The organism is Pseudomonas leptonychotis, from assembly GCF_004920405.1.
Classification (GTDB): Bacteria; Pseudomonadota; Gammaproteobacteria; order Pseudomonadales; family Pseudomonadaceae; genus Aquipseudomonas; species Aquipseudomonas leptonychotis.
The window spans coordinates 38281-58110 of record NZ_RFLV01000006.1 but is presented as its reverse complement, the minus strand read 5'-3'; the positions used below and the strand labels follow the sequence as shown (position 1 = coordinate 58110).

Here is a 19830-nt window from a genome sequence, read left to right as displayed (position 1 = left end):
GTAAAGGCAACAGTGCCCGGGTTAGTTCTTTTTCGCCTGATCGGCCTGCCAGGCTTTGAATGCCTGCTGCTCGGTGCGGCGCACTTCCATCTTCTTCTGGTGCTCGTCGAAAGCTTTCTGCTGTTCTGGCTTGAGCAGGGCACGGATGGCGCTGTGCTGCTTGTCCTTGGCGGCTTTCAATTCGTCCTGCATGGCTTTCTGCTCAGCAGCTGGCAGCTTGTCCAGGTAGCGTTTGGTGATCTCATGGCGGCCTTTCATCTGCTCGCCCATTAGCTTACGGATATCGCGCTGCTGTTCTTTGCTCAGGTCGAGCTCTTTGAACATGCGGGAACCGTGCTCGCCGCCGCCATGACGCGGGCCATCTTCGGGCATGGCCATGGCCAGAGTCGGCAGGGTCAGGGCGAGCAGTACTGCGGTAAGGGTCTTGCGCATGGTGTGTCTCCTTGTCTGAAACCGGTAAACACCGGATGAGCCCAGTCTAGGGCGGTCAAGGTCAAGGGCAGTCAGGGCAAGGTAAAGCTTCGGTAAAGGCCGCAGGGTACTTATTGGTTCAGACGCTGTAGTAGTAGCCGCGGCTGCGCAGCGCCAGGATGCGCTGACGGCCGTCGGCATGTGGTCCGAGCTTCTTGCGCAGGTTACTGACGTGCATATCCAGGCTGCGGTCATACAGGGTGAGTTTGCGGCCTAGAGCCAGCTGCGCCAGCGCTTGTTTATCCACCGGCTCGCCTGGATGTTGCAGCAGCGCTTCAAGGATGCGGCTTTCCGAGAGGGTCAGCAGGATGTCTTGTTCGCCCAGAGTGACGGTGCCGCGGGCCTGGCTGTAGTGCAGGTCGCCAAGGTCAAGTGGGCTGCTGGGGGTGGCTACCAGGCTGCGGCGCAGTACTGCGCGTAAACGTGCCGTGAGTTCGCGTGGGTCACAGGGCTTAGCCAGGTAATCATCGGCGCCCAACTCTAAACCCAGAATTCGGTCTAGCGGCTCGCCGCGGGCGGAGAGCATCAATACCGGTAGCTCCGGATGATCGCTGCGCAACTGCTTGAGCAGCTCTAGGCCACTGCCATCTGGCAGCATCACATCCAGCACTACCGCATCGGGGCTGAGCTGGGCGAGAGCCTGACGTGCACTGTGGCCGTCATGGCAAGCGCTGACTCGAAAGCCTTCCTGGGTCAGCCAACTGGTCAGCAGCTCGCATAGTTCGACATCGTCGTCGATTAATAACAGATCGCTCATGGGTCAGTTAAGCCACTCTTTACGTGATCGGCGGCCGTTGCGTAACAGTGCCCCGATAATCACACCCAGTAGGCCGGCACCTGCGCCCGTGGCAAACCACATCTGTTGTTCGCTGATCAAGGGGGGCGGGGCGCTGGCTTGGGCTTTCTTCAATTGCAGTTTGAGGCGCTGGTTGTCCTGGCGCAGGCGCTGCAATTGTGCGGTTTCATGTTCGTTGGCGGTGTTTTGCAGTTCTGTGCTGAGGGCGTTGCGTTGCTCTTCGCTGAGCGCCAGACGTTGCTCCAAATCATCGATTTGTGCCTGCGCCGAGGTGTTTTCTGCCAAAGGTTGCGGTGGGCTTTCTTCGGCTACAGCAAAGGCTGGCAAGCACAGGGTCAAGAGCAGAAACAGCGGGCCTGGACGCATCGGAACTCCTATTTTTTAATTGTTGTTATGGTTTGTGCAATGAAACAGATAACGCTAAGGCAAGACCAGCTTGAAAGGTTTTACCAATACCGAGGCATACACCCCGGCCGCACGGTAAGGATCGGCATCGGCCCATTGCTGGGCGGCGAGCAGCGATTCGAACTCGGCGACGATCAGACTGCCCGAAAAACCCGCAGGGCCTGGGTCATTGCTGTCAACGGCAGGGTGGGGGCCTGCGAGAATCAAACGGCCTTCGGTTTTAAGTTGCTCAAGCCGCGCAAGGTGCGCTGGCCGTGCTGCCAGGCGGCTTTCCAGGGAGTTTTCCACATCGGTGGCAATGATCGCGTAGAGCATCTCAGTCCTTAATAAAGGGCGTTAAAACAGGCCGCAGCCAGGCGAGAAAGGCCGCCTAGATTGGCTACGGCGAGGAAATAATGGCGCAAGCCAGCAAGAATCCACATCTACCGGCATAATAACAAGCATAAATGACTCGGAAAGTAGCCCTTATGGATGTTGACTTGCATTGCCACAGTACTGCTTCAGATGGTGCGCTCGCGCCCGCTGTGGTGGTGGCGCGGGCGCATGAGCGGGGCGTGCGGATGCTGGCGCTGACCGATCACGATACCCTCGAAGGGCTGGATGAGGCACACGCTGCCGCCGCCGCTTTGGGCATGCAATTGATCAATGGCATCGAGTTGTCTTGCACCTGGGGTGGGGCAACCATCCATGTGCTGGGTTATGCCTTTAATCGTGATGCGCCGGCCTTGCAGCAGTCGATTGCCGAGTTACATGAGGGGCGCTGGTTGCGCGCAGCGGAAATCGCCAAGCGCCTGGACGCCAAGGGCATGCCCGGTGCGCTGGAGGGCGCGCGTGCTCTGCAGCAAGAGCTGGGCGACAGTGGCAATGCTCCGGCGCGCCCGCACTTCGCTGATTTTTTGGTGCGCAATGGCCATGTGAAGGACCGTGCTGAAGCCTTTCGCAAGTGGTTGGGCTCGGGCAAGCTGGGTGATGTGAAGCAGCATTGGCCGGAGTTGGCCCAAGCGGTCGACACCCTGCGCCGCGCCGGCGCCTGGGTCAGCCTGGCGCATCCTTGGCAGTACGACTTTACTCGCAGTAAACGACGCAAATTGATCGCCGACTTTGTCGGTGCCGGTGGGCATTCGCTGGAGGTGGTTAACGGCATGCAGCCGGCCGATCAGGTTGGTAGTCTGTCGATTCTGGCGCGCGAGTTCGGCATGTTTGTCACCGCGGGCAGTGATTTTCATGCGCCGGGTCAGTGGTCTGAGTTGGGTGTTTATCGCCCCGTTCCCGAGGATCTACCGCCCCTGTGGGCACGGTTTAAACATGTCCAGCAGCCTACTGCAAATTGACCAGGGCCTCAGCGTGAGCCAATTCTTCCAGATTCATCCGGAAAACCCACAGGCACGCCTGATCAAACAGGCGGCAGAAATTATCCGCGGTGGCGGGGTGGTGATATATCCCACCGATTCTTCCTACGCAGTGGGCTGCCATATTGGTGACAAGAGCGCGATAGAGCGCATTCGCCGTCTGCGCCAGCTCGATGACAAACACAATTTCACCCTGGTATGCCGCGACCTGTCGCAGCTGAGCACCTTCGCCAAGGTCGATACTGCGGCGTTTCGCCTGCTCAAGGGGCATACCCCAGGGCCTTACACGTTTATCCTCAATGCCACGCGTGAAGTGCCGCGCATGTTGCTGCATGCCAAGCGCCGCACCATTGGTCTGCGCGTGCCCAGCCATCCGATTGCCATGGCGCTGTTGGAAGAACTCAACGAGCCACTGATGAGCGTCAGCTTGATCATGCCGGGTGAGGAACTACCGATGAGCGACCCTTACGAGATGCGGCAAATGCTGGAGCATCAAGTTGACCTGATCATTGATGGCGGCTTCGGTGGGTTAGAGGCTTCCACTGTGGTCAGCCTGCTCGACGATGAGCCGCAAGTGTTTCGGGTCGGTTGCGGCGACCCGTCGCCTTTTACGGATGACGCTTGATCCTGGCTATAATCGCCCTCTCTTGTTCTTTCAGGTAATAGGTTTTGAGTCTTGTTGACGCTGAACGCCGTGTGTTGTCTGGCATGCGCCCGAGTGGACTGCTGCACCTGGGGCATTATCAGGGTGTACTGAAAAATTGGGTGAAGCTGCAGCACAGCTACGAATGCTTTTTCTGCATCGTTGACCTGCACGCCCTGACCACGGACTACGATGATGTCGGCCCGCTGTCCCAGCGGGTCATGGACATGGCCGTGGACTGGTTGGCGGCAGGGGTCAGCCCCAGCTCAGCGACGCTGTTTATTCAGTCGCAAGTGCCTGAGCACGCTGAGTTGCACTTGCTGTTGTCGATGATCTGCCCGCTCAGCTGGTTGGAGCGGGTGCCATCCTACAAAGAGCAGCAGGAACAGCTGCACGGCAAAGACCTCAGTACCTTCGGCTTTCTCGGTTATCCCTTGCTGCAGGCGGCAGACATTTTGCTGTACCGCGCTGGCGTCGTGCCGGTGGGCAGCGATCAGCTGGCGCATATCGAGTTTGCTCGGGATGTGGCGCGGCGCTTTAACCATTTATATGGTCGCGAGCCAGGCTTTGAGGAAAAGGCTGAAGCCGCGATTATTAAACTCGGCAAGAAGACCGCCACGCTCTACAACAACTTGCGCAAGGCTTATCAGGAACAAGGCGACGGTGAGGCGCTGGAAACCGCTCGCGCCTTACTCAAGGATCAGCAAAGCATCACCCTCGGCGATAAAGAGCGCCTCTATGGCTACCTTGAGGGCGGCGGCAAAATTTTGCTGGTCGAGCCGCAAGCCTTGCTCGGTGATTCGCCCAAGTTATTGGGGCTGGATGGCAGCAAGATGTCCAAGTCCAACAACAACGCGATATTTCTGCGTGACAGCGGGCCTGTGATCGAGGAAAAGATTCGGCGTATGCCGACCGATCCGGCGCGGGTGCACCGTGATGACCCCGGCAACCCGGCGAATTGCCCGGTATGGCCGTTGCATCAGCTGTACTCCAGCAACGACACCTGCCAATGGGTGCTGCAAGGCTGCCGCAACGCCAGTATCGGTTGCCTGGAGTGTAAAGGTCCGTTGAGCGATGCTGTGCAGCTTGAACTGCAGCCGCTGCAGGCGCGCGCTGCCGATTATCAGGACAGCCCCGATCTGGTGCGGCAGATTCTTGCCGATGGCGCCGACAAGGCGCGCTCCGAGGCGCGCGAGACCCTTAGCGAAGTGCGTCTTGCCCTTGGCTTGAATTACCGCTGAAGCTATTTCGAGAACAACCATGTCCAGCGCGCTCACCCAGGAAACCCCCGATAGCCAGGCCAATGCCCAGCAGGAGCTGCCATTTGCCTTGGTGTATGGGCAGGCTGTTACCGAAATGCCGCTGGACCTGTACATCCCGCCGGATGCCCTGGAGGTTTTTCTCGAAGCCTTCGAGGGCCCGCTGGATCTGCTGCTGTACCTGATCCGCAAACAGAACATCGATGTGCTGGACATCCCGGTTGCCGAGATCACGCGTCAGTACATGGGCTATGTCGAGCTGATGCAAACCGTGCGTTTGGAACTGGCGGCCGAGTACCTAGTGATGGCGGCCATGCTCGCCGAGATCAAGTCCCGCATGCTATTGCCGCGTTCCAGTGAAGTGGAGGCCGAGGAAGATGATCCACGCGCCGAGCTGATTCGCCGTCTGCAAGAATATGAACGTTACAAAGCGGCGGCTGAAGGTATCGATGGGCTCAGTCGGGTGGGGCGTGACCTCACTGTGCCGCGCCTGGATGCCCCCGAGGCGCGGGCACGCAAGCTGTTGCCGGATGTCAGTTTGGAAGAGGTGCTGTTGTCGATGGCCGAGGTGTTGCGCCGCGCCGACATGTTTGAGAGCCATCAGGTCACGCGTGAGACGCTGTCGACCCGCGAGCGCATGAGTGAAGTGCTTGAACGCCTCAAAGGCGGTGCGTTTGTGCCCTTTGTCAGCCTGTTCAGCGCTGAAGAAGGCAAACTTGGGGTCGTGGTGACCTTTATGGCGGTGCTGGAGTTGATCAAGGAGTCCTTGGTCGAGCTGGTGCAAAACGAGGCTTTCGGGCCCATCCATGTACGTGCTCGGGCTGAGTAAGCATGAATCTTAATGAACCTCGTGAGCTGGCTAGCCTGCTTGAAGCCTTTCTACTGGCGTCCGGCAAGCCGCAATCGCTTGATCGTCTGTTTGAACTCTTTGAAGAGGCTGAACGGCCGGAGCCGGCGGTTTTTAAGAAGGCCCTGGTGCACTTGGGTAAATCCTGTGAGGGCCGCGCGTTCGAGCTTATCGAGGTCGCTTCCGGTTATCGCCTGCAAGTGCGTGAAAAGTACGCGCCTTGGGTCGGCCGTCTGTGGGAGGAGCGACCGCAGCGCTACTCACGCGCCATGCTCGAAACATTGGCGCTGATTGCTTACCGTCAACCGATTACCCGGGGCGAGATCGAGGATGTGCGCGGTGTGGCGGTCAACAGCCATATCGTGAAAACCTTGTTGGAGCGTGAGTGGATTCGGGTCGTCGGCCACCGCGATGTACCGGGTAAGCCGGCCATGTTCGCCACTACTAAAGCCTTTCTCGACCATTTCAACCTGAAAAGCCTCGACCAATTACCGCCATTGGCCGCCCTGCGCGAGCTGGAACCGGAGCCGGTGCTGGCCTTCGAGGATGATCTAGACGCTCCGCAAAGCCTGCAGGCGCGTGCCGACCTGGCCATGGCCGATGAGCCGGCGGTGGAAGCCGGTGAGGAAACCAGCTTCAGCAGCCTGCTGGCTGAACTCGACTCGATGGAGCAGGGCCTCAAGACCGACTTCGACGATTTGCCCGAGCAAGATGACGAGCATGAGGACGCCGAGGAGTCCTGTGAGGCCTTGGATAAAGAACAGCTGCCTGATTAAGAGGCAGTCCGCCTCGAGGGCGTTAGTGCGGTGAAAGATCCCTGCATCAAGCTGTGTAAGTTCGAGCGCGATATTTGTCTCGGTTGCGGGCGCAGCAAGGCTGAGATCAAGGGTTGGAAGAAGCTCTATAAGCCCGACCGGCGTGCCGTGTTGGCCGAGGCGAATATGCGTTTGCTCAGCCTGGCGACCATCGGTCGGCGCAAAGGCTGACGGCCACCGATCAGGAGGCTAGCCTCAATTCGTGCGTGAGCGCCGTGTTTCGCGTATGCTCCGCGCCCCTTCGACGAATAGGCTGTGCCTAAACCGTCCTTATCACCAGAGAAAACACCGGGAGGTGCCCAGATGAGTGAAATTGAAGAATACAGTCCCGCAGGCGAAAAACTGCAGAAAGTCATGGCGCGTATGGGCCTGGCTTCACGCCGTGAAATTGAAGCCTGGATCAGCGCTGGCCGCGTCAAGGTCAACGGCGCCGTTGCCAGTCTTGGCGTGCGCGTCGACCTGCACGATGCGATTGCTGTTGATGGTAAGGTGATTCGCCGCGAAGAAAGCGCCGAGAGCGTGCGCCGCGTGATCATCTACAACAAACCCGAAGGTGAGATCTGCACCCGTGACGACCCAGAAGGCCGTCCGACCGTGTTTGACCGCCTGCCGCGGCCGAAAGAAGGCCGCTGGATCAACATCGGTCGCCTCGACATCAATACCACCGGCTTGCTGATGTTCACCACTGACGGTGAGTTGGCCAACCGCTTGATGCACCCATCCTTCCAGATGGACCGCGAGTACGCCGTGCGCGTGCGTGGTGAAGTCGACGAAGAGATGATCGAGCGCCTGAAAGCTGGCGTTATGCTCGAAGACGGCCCGGCCAAATTCACTGACATCAAAGTCGCGCCGGGTGGCGTGGGCTTTAACCACTGGTATCACTGCGTGGTGATGGAAGGCCGTAACCGCGAAGTGCGCCGCCTGTGGGAATCCCAAGGTCTGGTGGTTAGCCGTCTGAAGCGCGTGCGTTTTGGCCCGGTGTTTATCACCTCGGACCTAACCATGGGTCGCTGGCGCGAAATGGGGCAGCGTGAAGTGGATATCCTCAGCGAAGAGGTCGGCCTCAAGCCGGTAGCCTTGCCGGATATGAAAGAGAAAGCCCGCGATAAGCTTGACCGTTTGCAGCGTAAATCGGCTAAGCCGGTGGGGCGTGCGGCCCGTCCGGAGCGGACCTTGCGTCCGGCCCATGGCGGAGGTTCGGCTGGGGCGGGTGACCAAGCTCGTTCGCGTCCGACACGTGGTGAAGGGGCTGAGCGTTCAGAGCGTGGTGAGCGTCCGGTGCGCAGCCCACGTGCGCCGCGCGACGAGCAGAGCAAAGGTACGCCGGTTGCTGAGCGTCCGAGTGACGTCAACAAGAAACGCCCCGCTAAACCGGGTGCGCAGCGTCCAGGTGTTGGTTTGACTGATCGCCCGGCGCGTAAGCCCGCGGGTGCGCCGGTCAAGCGTCGCAGTTCGCCGACCCGTGAAGGTCAGCGCCCCGGCTTCGGACGCGGCCCTAAGCCGGAGTAAGCATTTCGGCAGATGTAAAAAAGGCGACCTTCGGGTCGCCTTTTTTATGGCCTGCTATCCATGGCGCGCCACTTTGTGGGCCGTCGCTGCACGACGTTAAACATCACTTCCGAGCATTTTCCTGGCTGCTGCGTTTAGCCGGCCATCGACAGGCGATTACGGCCATCGCGCTTGGAGATATACAGCGCCTTGTCAGCGCGACGCAGCAGGCTTTCCATGGACTCGCCTGGCAGCAGCGTGGAGCAGCCGAGGCTGACCGATAACTCAATGGCGCGGTTCTCGACCAGGTACTGGATGCCCAGCACGGCCATGCGCAGACGTTCCCCCACCATCGAGGCGGCTTCGCGGCTGGTGTTGGAGAGCAGCACCATAAACTCCTCGCCACCGTAGCGGAACACCATATCGACATTGCGCAGGCTGTCTTTCAATGCGGTGGCGACGGCTTTCAACGCCTCATCACCGACCAAGTGGCCGTGGCTGTCGTTGATGCGTTTGAAGTGGTCGATGTCGACCATCAGTACAGACAGTGGTTGCAGTGTGCGCCGGGCAATGTCCACCTCGCGCTTGAGGGTTTGCTCCATGGCGATGCGGTTGCCGGTTTCGGTCAACGGATCACGCAGTGCACTTTGCAGGGCTGCGCGGTAGAGCAGGGCGTTGCGCAGCGGGAAGAGCAGGCTGGCGAGCAGCGATTCGAGCTGGCCAAGCTCGTCTTCGCTGAAACGCTGGTTGCGGCGGAACGTCAGCTCACCCAGGTACTCACCTTCATGGTTCAGGCGGTAGCCGGCCGAGTGGTTGGCGCGCTCGCCAAGGTCTAGGCGCAAATCGCAGGAGGCTAATTGGTAGCTCATTGCGCTCAATGGCACCAGACGCTGCACTTCAGTAAAAAACAGTTCGAGGATGCGCTCGGCTTCCAAGGAGGTCTGCAGGCGCAGGCTCAGTTGCTGGCGTAATTGCGCCAAGCTGACTGGTTTCAGGGTTTTCTGAATGCGCCCGGCATAGCCGAGACGCTGCAATTTGGCTGCGTCGAAGTCGATGGTGTTGGATTGATTGTACGGGGCCATGAAACTCTACCTCTTGCGCAGTACGCGACGATAACTGAGCTAGAGCGAATTCCGTGCCAATCGTTAAAATTCGATAAAAGTTGTTTTATTTCAGTAGCTTGAGGTGTTGGTGTGGCGGCGGGCGGCAACGCTTTGCCGGTTAACTGGCGGGCTACTGGCAATCTGATGCCAGTTATCCCTGCCGCCGCCGGAAAACCGGCAGCCCTATTCAGCGTTTATTGTGCGTCAAATGCCTGACCGTTGATGCCGGTGCTGTCCGGGCCCATCAGGTACAAATAAACCGGCATGATCGCTTCGGGCAGCGGGTTGTTGGCCGGGTTTTCCCCAGGGTAGGCCTGAGCGCGCATGTCGGTGCGGGTGGCGCCCGGGTTGACGCTGTTGGCGCGTACGGTGGCGATGCCGTCTATTTCGTCAGCCAGCACCTGCATCAGGCCTTCGGTGGCGAACTTTGAAACCGCATAGGCGCCCCAATAAGCACGGCCCTTGCGGCCGACGCTACTGGAGGTGAATACCACCGAGGCGTCTGACGACAGTTTCAGCAAGGGCAGCAACGTACTGGTGAGCATAAACATGGCGTTGACGTTGATCTGCATGACGCGCATGAAGTTATCGCCGGACAGCTGCTCCAGCGGTGTGCGCGGACCGATGATCGAGGCGTTATGCAGCAGGCCGTCGAGCTTGCCGAACTCGGCTTCGATCATCGCTGCCAGTTCGTCGTACTGGTGCGGTAAGGCGGTTTCCAGGTTGAAGGGGATTACCGCGGCCTGAGGGTGGCCTGCCGCCTCGATGGCGTCATAGACCCGGCTGAGGTTAGCTTCGGTCTTGCCCAGCAGCAGCACCGTGGCGCCGTGGGCGGCGAAGGTTTTGGCGGCAGTTGCGCCAATGCCGCGGCCGGCACCGGTGACCAGAATCACGCGGCCCTTGAGCAGGTCGGGGCGAGCGGCGTAGTCGTACATGGGGGAAACCTCATTTCTTCAGAAGCGGGCAACATCTGTATGGGCCCGACAAGCAATATTCAGCAGCTGCACAGGGCTCGTTCGAGTACTGCGCGCAGTTCCAAGGGGTGATCGACCACCACATCGGCACCCCAATTACGCGGGTTATCCTGGGGGTGGATATAGCCGTAAGTGACGGCTGCTGTTTTGCAGCCGGCCGCGCGGCCGGCTTCGATGTCGCGCTCATCATCGCCGACAAACAGGGTCGCGGCCGGCTCTACGCCCATTTGGGCGCAGGCCAGCAGGATCATCTCGGGGTCGGGTTTGCTGCGGCTGACATGGTCCGGGCATACCAGCACCGCCGAGCGCTCTGCCAGACCAAGCTGTTGCATGATCGGCTCGGCGTAGCGCACCGGCTTGTTGGTCGCCACGCCCCAGATCAGCTTGGCCTGTTCAATTTCATCGAGCAGCTCAGCCATGCCCTCGAAAGGCTTGGTCAGCACCGCGCAATGCGCCTGATAGCGCTCAAGGAACTCCAGGCGCAGGGTCTCGAAACCCTCGCTTTCAGGGGGCATGGCGAAGTTGGCAGCGACCATAGCGCGCGCGCCGCCCGACACTTGATCGCGGATCAATGTGTCCGCAATCGGCGGCAGGCCGCGCTCGGCGCGCATGGCCTGGCAGATGGCGATAAAGTCCGGCGCGCTGTCGAGCAGGGTGCCGTCCATGTCGAATAAAACCGCGCGTAAGCGCATCAGGCCTCCTTGAGGGTTTGGATCATGTAGTTGACGTCAACATCGGCTTCCAGCTTGTAGCGTTTGCTCAGCGGGTTGTAGGTCAGGCCGATGATGTCCTTGACCTGCAGGCCAGCGTCACGGCTCCAAGCGCCCAGCTCGGACGGGCGGATGAATTTCTTGAAATTATGGGTGCCGCGCGGCAGCAGGCGCATCAAGTACTCGGCGCCGATGATGGCGAACATATAGGCCTTGGGATTGCGGTTGATGGTGGAGAAGAACACCTGGCCGCCAGGTTTGACCATACGGTAGCAGGCACGGATCACCGAGGCCGGGTCAGGCACGTGCTCAAGCATTTCCAGGCAGGTGACCACATCGAACTGCTCAGGCATTTCTTCAGCCAAGGCTTCGGCGGTGATCTGTCGGTATTCGACGCTGACGCCGGACTCCAGTTGGTGCAGCTGGGCCACGGCCAGCGGTGCTTCGCCCATGTCGATGCCGGTTACGTTTGCGCCGCGTTGGGCCATGGATTCGCTGAGGATGCCGCCGCCGCAGCCGACGTCCAGCACCTTCTTGCCGGCCAGGCCGACACGCTCGTCGATCCAGTTAACCCGTAAGGGGTTGATGTCATGCAGCGGCTTGAATTCGCTTTCGCGGTCCCACCAGCGGTGTGCGAGGGCTTCGAATTTGGCGATTTCGGCGTGATCGACGTTGCTCATATAAATCCCTGATTCAGGCTGCGGCGAGAGTGGGGCGCCAGGCGCTCATGGTGCCAGTTTCGCCGGGTAGAGTGGACGCCAGTTGGGCGACCAATGTATGTCAGTTTGTCGCAGTGGCCGTTGGCTTAGGCGTTGGAGCGGTTTTACTTGCTGGCAATTTTTGCCCCCCAGGCGCGTGCGGTATGGATGATCCGCTGTTCGTCCAGGCGGGTCAGCTGGCCGGCGTCGAGTAACTGCTTGCCGGCGACCCACAGGTGTTCGACACAGCTGCGGCCACCGGCATACAGCAATTGCGAAACCGGGTCGTACACCGGTTGCTGGGCCAGGCCAGACAAATTGAAGACCGCCATGTCGGCGGCTTTGCCCAGCTCCAGCGAGCCGATCTGCCGGTCCAGGCCGAGGGCGCGGGCGCCATTTAATGTGGCCATGCGCAGGGCGCTATGGGCATTGAGCGCCGTGGCATCGCCGGCTACCGCTTTGGCCAGCAGCGCCGCCGTGCGTGTTTCACCGAGCAAGTCCAAGTCGTTGTTGCTCGCGGCGCCGTCGGTGCCAATAGCGACGTTGACCCCGGCTTGCCAGAGTTTCTCCACCGGGCAGAAACCGCTGGCGAGCTTGAGGTTGGATTCCGGGCAGTGGATCACGCTGGTGTTACTTTGCACCAGCAGGGCCAGGTCTTCATCGTCGATCTGGGTCATGTGCACGGCCTGGAAGCGCGGCCCAAGCAAATCGAGCCGCGCTAAGCGGGCCAGTGGGCGTTCGCCACGCTGCTCAAGGCTTTGCTGCACTTCGAAAGCGGTTTCGTGCACGTGCATATGGATGCCAGCGTCCAGCTCTTCGGCCAGCATGCGGATGTTTTCCAGTTTGTCGTCGCTCACCGTATACGGCGCATGGGGCCCGAACGCGACACTCAGGCGCGGGTGGTGTTTGAGGTCGTCGAATAATGCCAGGCCTTTACGCAGCGCTTCGTCAGCATCGCGCGCGCCGGGAATCGGGAAATCCAGCACCGGAATGGTGATCTGCGCGCGGATGCCGCTGCTGTGCACCAGATGGCTGGCGGTTTCCGGAAAGAAGTACATGTCGGAGAAGCAGGTGATGCCGCCCTTGAGCTGTTCAGCGATGGCCAGCTCGGTGCCATCCTGCACGAACTGCTCGTTAACCCACTTGGCCTCAGCGGGCCAGATGTGCTGCTCCAGCCAGGTCATCAGCGGTAAATCATCCGCTAGGCCGCGAAACAGCGTCATGGCTGCATGGCCGTGGGCATTGACCAGCCCTGGTGTCAGCAAGCGGCCGGGTAGCTCAAGAACTTGCAAGGCGCCGTGTTTGAGCGCCTCGGCGCGTGGCGCAATCAGCGCAATACGGCCATCACGGACACCCAGGCCATGCTCCAGTAACACCACACCAGCGGGCTCGACCGGGACCAGCCAGGTGGGCAGGAGCAAAAGGTCGAGTGGGGCATGGGGCATGGGGACGCTTCCGGCAGTCAGGTGAAGCTGGCGAGTTTATAGGGGAACGCCCTAGGCTTGAAGTCATGCGCAGCTGATCTGGCTTAGTGGGTGTGGTGCTGTGCGTATAATGGTCGGCTTTTTCCGGCGGAGGTGTGTAATGCGCGAGCAATTGCTAGCGGCAGAGAAGGTCAAGGCCATCGAGTGGCGTGACGGCGCTCTGCACCTGCTCGATCAGCGCGCGTTGCCTTTTGAGGAAACCTGGCTGAGCTATCACTCGGCCGCGGATGTGGCCGAGGCAATTCGGAGCATGGTGGTGCGCGGCGCGCCGGCTATTGGTATCGCTGCGGCTTATGCGGTCGTGCTGGCTGCGCGAGTACGCCTTCCGGCTGGTGGCGACTGGCGCTTGGCGATTCAGGCGGATTTTGACCTGCTGGCGGCTTCGCGCCCCACAGCGGTTAACCTGTTCTGGGCGCTCAAGCGCATGCGTGATCGGCTTGATCGGCTCAAAAGCAGTGACGACCCCTTGGCGCTGCTGGAAGCTGAAGCTGTTGGTATCCATCAGAGCGATCGCGACGCCAACTTGACCATGGCCCAGCTGGGCGTCGAGTTAATTCGCAAACATCAAGCCAATCAGCAGAACCTGTTGACCCACTGCAACGCTGGCGCGCTGGCCACTGGCGGCTTCGGCACCGCGCTTGGGGTGATTCGTGCAGCTTTTCACGACGGTTTGCTGGAGCGTGTGTACGCCGATGAAACCCGTCCCTGGCTGCAGGGTTCGCGCCTGACTGCTTGGGAGTTGGCGGTCGATGGCATTCCCGTGACGGTAAATGTCGACTCTGCGGCTGCGCACCTGATGAAAACCCGTGGCATCACCTGGGTAATTGTCGGGGCTGACCGAATTGCTGCCAATGGTGACGTGGCCAACAAGATCGGCACCTATCAATTGGCGGTCAATGCCATGCACCACGGCGTGCGCTTTATGGTGGTGGCCCCCAGTTCGACCATTGATATGGCCGCCGAGCACGGCGATGACATTGTGCTGGAGGAGCGCGATGCCAGCGAGTTGCTGGAGTTGGGGGGCAAGCGTATTGCCGGGGACGTGGCGGCGCTAAATCCGGTGTTCGATATAACCCCGGCCGACCTGATTGATTTTCTCGTCACCGAAAAGGGTGTCATCGACCGCCCGGATGCCGAGAAAATGGCGCAATTGATGTGCCGCAAGCGCCTGCATTAACTGTTGTTTATTCGCTCGCGCAGGTCCTGGAGAGTCTGGGAGCCCACGGTCAAGCAAGGTGCAGTGGAGTAACAGCTCTACTGGTCAAGCAGTCGAGTAAACGTGATGCGCGAGTAGTAGATGGGCATGACTCATTTCGCTTGCCGGGAGTGCTTTCAATGCCGGATAGCCGAGTGCAGTTGTTTTCGACTGTCTGCTAGTCGTCAGGCTGGTGCTGGGGATAGGTGCGGCGCGGTGATTGTGGTAAGCTCCGGCGGTTTTCAGGGGCGCCTATTGCGGGCCTCTTACCTGCGCAGATACATGGCATAACTTATTGATTTGTCGTGAGTCGCCGGAAGCCTTAACGGCGCGGCGACAGGCTCCACACCACTCAGGATGAGCGGCGCGGAGTTTCACCAGAAAAAGGAACAAGGCTACTCATGGGCGAACTGGCCAAAGAAATCCTCCCGGTCAATATTGAAGACGAACTCAAGCAGTCTTACCTCGATTACGCGATGAGCGTGATCGTTGGGCGAGCGCTGCCGGATGCACGCGACGGCTTGAAGCCCGTGCACCGCCGTGTGCTGTTTGCCATGAGTGAGTTGAATAACGATTGGAACAAGGCATACAAGAAGTCCGCCCGCGTGGTCGGTGACGTCATCGGTAAGTATCACCCTCACGGTGATACGGCGGTGTACGACACCATCGTGCGGATGGCTCAGCCTTTCTCCCTGCGTTATTTGCTGGTCGACGGCCAAGGCAACTTCGGTTCGGTGGACGGTGACAACGCCGCCGCCATGCGTTACACCGAAGTGCGCATGACCAAGCTGGCCCATGAGCTGCTGGCTGACCTGCATAAAGAAACTGTGGATTGGGTGCCGAACTACGACGGCACCGAGATGATCCCAGCGGTCATGCCGACCCGGGTGCCTAACCTGCTGGTTAACGGTTCCAGCGGTATCGCCGTGGGCATGGCGACCAACATTCCACCGCACAACCTCACCGAAGTGATCAATGGCTGCTTGGCCCTGATCGATAACGGCGAGCTGACCGTCGATGAGCTGATGCAGTACATCCCCGGTCCAGACTTCCCCACGGCGGCGATCATCAACGGTCGCGCCGGCATCATTGAGGCCTACCGCACCGGCCGTGGCCGCATCTATATGCGTGCCCGGGCGATTATCGAAGACATCGACAAGGTTGGCGGTCGCCAGCAGATCATCGTCAGCGAGCTGCCGTACCAGCTGAACAAAGCGCGCTTGATCGAGAAGATCGCCGAGCTGGTTAAAGAGAAGAAACTCGAAGGCATCACCGAGCTGCGTGACGAATCTGACAAAGACGGCATGCGCATCGTTATCGAGCTGCGTCGCGGTGAAGTGCCAGAAGTGGTGCTCAACAACCTCTACGCGCAAACCCAGATGCAGTGCGTGTTTGGCATCAACGTAGTGGCGCTGATCGACGGCCAGCCGAAAGTCCTTAATCTCAAGGACATGCTCGAAGCCTTTATTCTGCACCGCCGTGAAGTGGTTACCCGGCGCACGGTGTTTGAGCTGCGTAAAGCCCGTGAGCGTGGTCATATTCTCGAAGGTCAGGCCGTTGCGCTGTCCAACATTGACCCGGTAATCGCACTGATCAAAGCCTCGCCGACTCCAGCGGAAGCCAAAATCGCGCTGATGGCCAATGCCTGGGAATCCAGCGCCGTAGAGGCGATGGTTGAGCGCGCCGGGGCAGATTCGTGCCGGCCGGACGATCTCGATCCGCAGTACGGCCTGCGTGACGGCAAATACTTCCTGTCGCCGGAACAAGCCCAAGCCATTCTTGAACTGCGCTTGCACCGTTTGACCGGGCTTGAGCATGAAAAACTGCTGGCCGAGTACCAGGAAATCCTCACCCAGATCGGCGAGCTACTGCGCATCCTCAATAGCGCCGTGCGCCTGATGGAAGTGATCCGTGAAGAGCTGGAGGCGATCAAGGCCGAGTTTGGCGACGCACGTCGCACCGAAATTCTCGATAACCGCCTTGACCTGACCCTGGCCGACCTGATCACCGAAGAAGAGCGGGTCGTGACCATCTCTCATACCGGTTACGCCAAGTCGCAACCGCTGACTGCCTACCAGGCGCAGCGCCGTGGTGGTAAAGGCAAATCGGCCACCGGGATCAAGGATGAGGATTATATTGCGCACCTGTTGGTCGCCAACAGCCACGCCACCCTCTTGCTGTTCTCCAGCAAGGGCAAGGTGTACTGGCTGAAAACCTACGAAATCCCTGAAGCCTCACGTGCGGCCCGTGGTCGTCCGCTGGTCAATCTGTTGCCGCTGGATGAGGGCGAGCGCATCACCGCGATGCTGCAGATCGATCTGGAAGCCTTGCGTCAGCAAGCCCCGGAAGGCGATGAGCAGGACGATATCGAAGGCGTTGTGGTTGAGGCTGAAGAAATCGAAGACCTGGTTGAAGGCGATGATGCCGACGACGAGACCCCAGATGAGCCGACCGGTGCCTACATCTTTATGGCTACGGCCAAAGGCACTGTGAAAAAGACCCCGCTGGTGCAGTTCAGCCGTCCGCGCAGCTCGGGCCTGATCGCCCTCAAGCTGGACGAAGATGACACCCTTATCTCTGCCGCCGTCACTGACGGCGCTCGCGAAGTGATGATGTTCTCTGATGGCGGCAAGGTCATTCGCTTTAAAGAAAGCAAAGTCCGCACCATGGGCCGTACCGCTCGCGGTGTGCGTGGTATGCGTCTGCCGGCAGGGCAGGAGATTATCTCCATGCTGATTCCGGAAGCCGATGCGCAGATTCTCACCGCCTCTGAGCGCGGTTACGGCAAGCGCACGGCGATGGACGAGTTCCCGCGTCGTGGTCGTGGCGGTCAGGGCGTGATCGCCATGGTCAGCAACGAGCGTAACGGTAAGCTGGTGGGCGCCGTGCAGGTGCTTGAAGGCGAAGAAATCATGCTGATTTCCGATCAGGGTACCCTGGTGCGTACCCGCGTTAGCGAAATCTCCAGCCTCGGCCGTAACACCCAGGGCGTGACCCTGATCAAGCTGGCCAAGGATGAAACCCTGGTTGGTCTTGAGCGTGTGCAGGAGCCTTCGGCGGAAGACGACGAAGAGTTGCTGGAAGGTGAAGAGCAGCTTGGCGCCGAAGAGGGCTTTGAGGGCGTGGTTGAGGATGCAGGTGATGCGCCCGAGGCTGCTGCTGACGAAAGCCCAATCAGCGAAGAGTGATTGGTGTAAGTCGTAGGGTGGGTTGAGCTCAGCGATACCCATCAAACGCTTAGAGCTTGCCGCTCATCCTGAGTCGATAGGAGTCTGCTTGATGGGTTACGCCTTCGGCTAACTCATCCTGCGGGGCGGGGCTAAAGCAGTGGATGCGTCATCGCGAGGTGCGTTGATGCTCGGTGAATCTGAGAGAGAGTGGATGTGAGCAAGCGAGCCTTTAACTTCTGCGCCGGCCCGGCCGCGCTTCCTGAAGCTGTTCTGCAACGCGCCCAGGCGGAACTCCTCGATTGGCAAGGCAAAGGCCTGTCGGTCATGGAGATGAGTCACCGCAGCGAGGAGTACACCTCGATCGCGGAAAAGGCCGAACAAGACCTGCGTGACCTGATGGAAATTCCATCGGATTACAAGGTGCTGTTTCTGCAAGGCGGTGCCAGCCAGCAGTTCGCTGAAATTCCACTCAACCTGCTGCCTGAAGACGGGGTTGCTGATTACGTCGACACCGGTATCTGGTCGAAGAAAAGCATCGAAGAGGCCAGCCGCTACGGCAATGTTAATGTCGCCGCCAGCGCCAAGCCTTACGACTATTTCGCCATTCCTGGGCAGAACGAATGGCAGTTGTCGAAAGACGCCGCTTACCTGCACTACGCCAGCAATGAAACCATTGGTGGCCTGCAGTTTGACTGGGTTCCCGAAGTCGGTGACGTGCCGCTGGTAGCGGACATGTCCTCCGACATCCTTTCGCGGCCGATTGATGTGTCGAAATTCGGCCTGATCTACGCCGGCGCGCAGAAGAATATCGGCCCCAGCGGTCTGGTGGTGACCATCGTTCGCGAAGACCTGCTCGGCCGTGCCCGCAGCGTTTGCCCGACCATGCTCAACTACAAAATCGCCGCCGATAACGGCTCGATGTACAACACCCCGGCGACCTTCTCCTGGTACCTGTCTGGCCTGGTGTTCGAGTGGCTGAAAGAGCAGGGCGGCGTCGCCGCGATGGAACGCATCAATCGCGCTAAGAAAGACCTGCTGTACAAAGCCATCGATACCAGTGACTTCTACAGCAACCCGATTGCGCACAACGCGCGCTCTTGGATGAACGTGCCATTCCGTCTTGCTGACGAGAAACTGGATAAACCGTTCCTCGCCGGCGCCGATGAGCGCGGTCTGCTCAACCTCAAAGGTCACCGTTCGGTCGGCGGTATGCGCGCCTCGATCTATAACGCGGTGGGCATGGACGCTGTTGAGGCGCTGGTTGCCTACATGGCCGAGTTCGAAAAGGAGCACGGCTGATGACCGATGTAATTTCTGAGCAAGAGTTGCAGGCGCTGCGCCTGCGTATCGATAGCCTCGATGAAAAGATTCTCGCGCTGATCAGTGATCGCGCCAGCTGCGCCGAAGAAGTGGCGCGGGTGAAGATGAAGGCCCTGCCGGAAGGCGAGAAACCGGTGTTCTATCGCCCAGAGCGTGAAGCCCAGGTGCTCAAACGCATCATGGAGCGCAATCAAGGGCCGCTGGGCAATGAGGAAATGGCGCGCTTGTTCCGCGAAATTATGTCTTCGTGCCTGGCCTTGGAAAACCCGCTGAAGGTTGCGTATCTCGGTCCTGAGGGCACGTTCTCGCAAGCGGCGGCGATGAAACACTTTGGTCACGCGGTGATCAGCGTGCCGATGGCTGCGATCGATGAAGTGTTCCGTGAAGTGGCCGCCGGTGCGGTCAACTTTGGCGTAGTCCCGGTGGAAAATTCCACTGAAGGCGCGATCAATCACACCCTCGACAGCTTCCTCGAACACGACATGGTCATCTGCGGCGAAGTTGAGCTGCGCATTCACCACCACCTGTTGGTCGGTGAAACCACCAAGACTGACAAAATCACCCGTATCTATTCTCACGCCCAGTCCCTGGCGCAATGCCGCAAATGGCTGGACGCGCATTACCCCAATGTTGAGCGTGTGGCGGTATCGAGTAACGCCGATGCGGCCAAGCGCGTTAAGGGTGAGTGGAACAGCGCGGCAATTGCCGGTGACATGGCGGCCAGCCTGTATGGGCTGACCAAGCTGGCGGAGAAAATTGAGGACCGCCCGGACAACTCCACGCGCTTCCTCATTATTGGCAGCCAGGAAGTGCCGCCGACCGGTGATGACAAGACCTCGGTGATCATTTCCATGAGCAACAAGCCGGGTGCGCTGCATGAGTTGTTGGTGCCATTCCACAACAACGGTATCGACCTGACCCGCATCGAAACCCGTCCGTCGCGCAGCGGTAAATGGACCTACGTGTTCTTTATCGACTTCGTTGGTCACCATCGCGATCCGCTGATCAAAGACGTGCTGGAAAAGATCAATCAGGAAGCCGTGGCGCTCAAAGTGCTGGGCTCCTACCCCAAGGCGGTACTTTAAAACTGCTGCGGCAAGCGC

20 protein-coding genes are annotated in these 19830 nt (G+C 59.6%); 11 read left to right on the top strand and 9 right to left on the bottom strand.

Features of this window, described 5'->3' with window-relative positions:
- Positions 1-21 precede the first annotated feature (21 nt).
- The 4 genes from D8779_RS19380 to D8779_RS19365 all read right to left on the bottom strand — a co-directional run bounded on the left by D8779_RS19380 (position 22) and on the right by D8779_RS19365 (position 1987).
- Entirely contained in the window at positions 22-432 is a 411-nt protein-coding gene (locus tag D8779_RS19380) for a Spy/CpxP family protein refolding chaperone (protein ID WP_136666226.1), read from the bottom strand.
- Between the two features lie 118 nt (positions 433-550).
- Entirely contained in the window at positions 551-1228 is a 678-nt protein-coding gene (locus D8779_RS19375) for a response regulator transcription factor (protein ID WP_136666224.1), read from the bottom strand.
- A gap of 3 nt (positions 1229-1231) precedes the next feature.
- Complete coding sequence (locus D8779_RS19370) at positions 1232-1633, bottom strand: SH3 domain-containing protein (RefSeq protein ID WP_136666222.1); 402 nt, start codon at positions 1631-1633, stop codon at positions 1232-1234.
- 54 nt (positions 1634-1687) lie between these two features.
- Positions 1688-1987, bottom strand: a complete 300-nt coding sequence (locus tag D8779_RS19365) for a YciI family protein (RefSeq protein ID WP_136666220.1) — start codon at positions 1985-1987, stop codon at positions 1688-1690.
- Positions 1988-2139: 152 nt separating this feature from the next.
- Between D8779_RS19365 and D8779_RS19360 the strand changes: the two genes are divergently transcribed.
- The 7 genes from D8779_RS19360 (at position 2140) to rluB (ending at position 8094) form a co-directional block, all read left to right on the top strand.
- Entirely contained in the window at positions 2140-3003 is an 864-nt protein-coding gene (locus D8779_RS19360) for a PHP domain-containing protein (RefSeq protein WP_136666218.1), read from the top strand.
- Between the two features lie 13 nt (positions 3004-3016).
- Entirely contained in the window at positions 3017-3646 is a 630-nt protein-coding gene (locus D8779_RS19355; protein ID WP_136666382.1) for an L-threonylcarbamoyladenylate synthase, read from the top strand.
- Positions 3647-3690: 44 nt separating this feature from the next.
- Entirely contained in the window at positions 3691-4905 is a 1215-nt protein-coding gene (locus D8779_RS19350) for a tryptophan--tRNA ligase (RefSeq protein WP_136666216.1), read from the top strand.
- A gap of 148 nt (positions 4906-5053) precedes the next feature.
- On the top strand, positions 5054-5752 hold the full coding sequence (locus tag D8779_RS19345) for a segregation and condensation protein A (RefSeq protein ID WP_167492606.1): 699 nt from the start codon (positions 5054-5056) through the stop codon (positions 5750-5752).
- Positions 5753-5754: 2 nt separating this feature from the next.
- Entirely contained in the window at positions 5755-6546 is a 792-nt protein-coding gene (gene scpB / locus D8779_RS19340; protein WP_136666212.1) for an SMC-Scp complex subunit ScpB, read from the top strand.
- Positions 6547-6576: 30 nt separating this feature from the next.
- The gene (locus D8779_RS19335) at positions 6577-6756 is read left to right on the top strand and encodes a DUF1289 domain-containing protein (protein WP_136666210.1); all 180 of its coding nucleotides are present in this window, start codon (positions 6577-6579) and stop codon (positions 6754-6756) included.
- 132 nt (positions 6757-6888) lie between these two features.
- Positions 6889-8094, top strand: coding sequence for a 23S rRNA pseudouridine(2605) synthase RluB (gene rluB / locus D8779_RS19330; protein WP_136666208.1), 1206 nt, complete (start codon positions 6889-6891; stop codon positions 8092-8094).
- Between the two features lie 134 nt (positions 8095-8228).
- On the opposite strand, the gene D8779_RS19325 is transcribed toward rluB, so the two are convergent.
- The 5 genes from D8779_RS19325 to D8779_RS19305 form a co-directional block, all read right to left on the bottom strand.
- On the bottom strand, positions 8229-9155 hold the full coding sequence (locus tag D8779_RS19325) for a GGDEF domain-containing protein (RefSeq protein ID WP_136666206.1): 927 nt from the start codon (positions 9153-9155) through the stop codon (positions 8229-8231).
- Between the two features lie 215 nt (positions 9156-9370).
- Positions 9371-10111 (bottom strand): YciK family oxidoreductase, encoded by a 741-nt coding sequence (locus D8779_RS19320; RefSeq protein WP_136666204.1) that lies wholly within the window; start codon positions 10109-10111, stop codon positions 9371-9373.
- Between the two features lie 59 nt (positions 10112-10170).
- Positions 10171-10842, bottom strand: a complete 672-nt coding sequence (gene mupP / locus D8779_RS19315) for an N-acetylmuramic acid 6-phosphate phosphatase MupP (RefSeq protein WP_136666202.1) — start codon at positions 10840-10842, stop codon at positions 10171-10173.
- Complete coding sequence (gene ubiG / locus D8779_RS19310; RefSeq protein ID WP_136666199.1) at positions 10842-11540, bottom strand: bifunctional 2-polyprenyl-6-hydroxyphenol methylase/3-demethylubiquinol 3-O-methyltransferase UbiG; 699 nt, start codon at positions 11538-11540, stop codon at positions 10842-10844. Before ubiG ends, mupP begins: the two co-directional genes overlap by 1 nt.
- Positions 11541-11683: 143 nt before the next feature.
- Positions 11684-13003: a TRZ/ATZ family hydrolase gene (locus D8779_RS19305; RefSeq protein ID WP_136666197.1), complete on the bottom strand. Its 1320-nt coding sequence runs from the start codon at positions 13001-13003 to the stop codon at positions 11684-11686.
- Between the two features lie 139 nt (positions 13004-13142).
- Here D8779_RS19305 and mtnA point away from each other — a divergent pair, with 139 nt between their 5' ends.
- From mtnA to pheA, 4 genes are all read left to right on the top strand, one after another.
- Entirely contained in the window at positions 13143-14219 is a 1077-nt protein-coding gene (gene mtnA, locus D8779_RS19300; RefSeq protein ID WP_136666195.1) for an S-methyl-5-thioribose-1-phosphate isomerase, read from the top strand.
- A gap of 419 nt (positions 14220-14638) precedes the next feature.
- Positions 14639-17425, top strand: coding sequence for a DNA gyrase subunit A (gyrA, locus tag D8779_RS19295; protein WP_136666193.1), 2787 nt, complete (start codon positions 14639-14641; stop codon positions 17423-17425).
- A gap of 195 nt (positions 17426-17620) precedes the next feature.
- Positions 17621-18706: a 3-phosphoserine/phosphohydroxythreonine transaminase gene (gene serC, locus D8779_RS19290; RefSeq protein WP_136666191.1), complete on the top strand. Its 1086-nt coding sequence runs from the start codon at positions 17621-17623 to the stop codon at positions 18704-18706.
- Positions 18706-19812, top strand: coding sequence for a prephenate dehydratase (pheA, locus tag D8779_RS19285; RefSeq protein WP_167492604.1), 1107 nt, complete (start codon positions 18706-18708; stop codon positions 19810-19812). The genes serC and pheA overlap by 1 nt, the downstream gene beginning before the upstream one ends.
- Positions 19813-19830 lie beyond the last annotated feature (18 nt).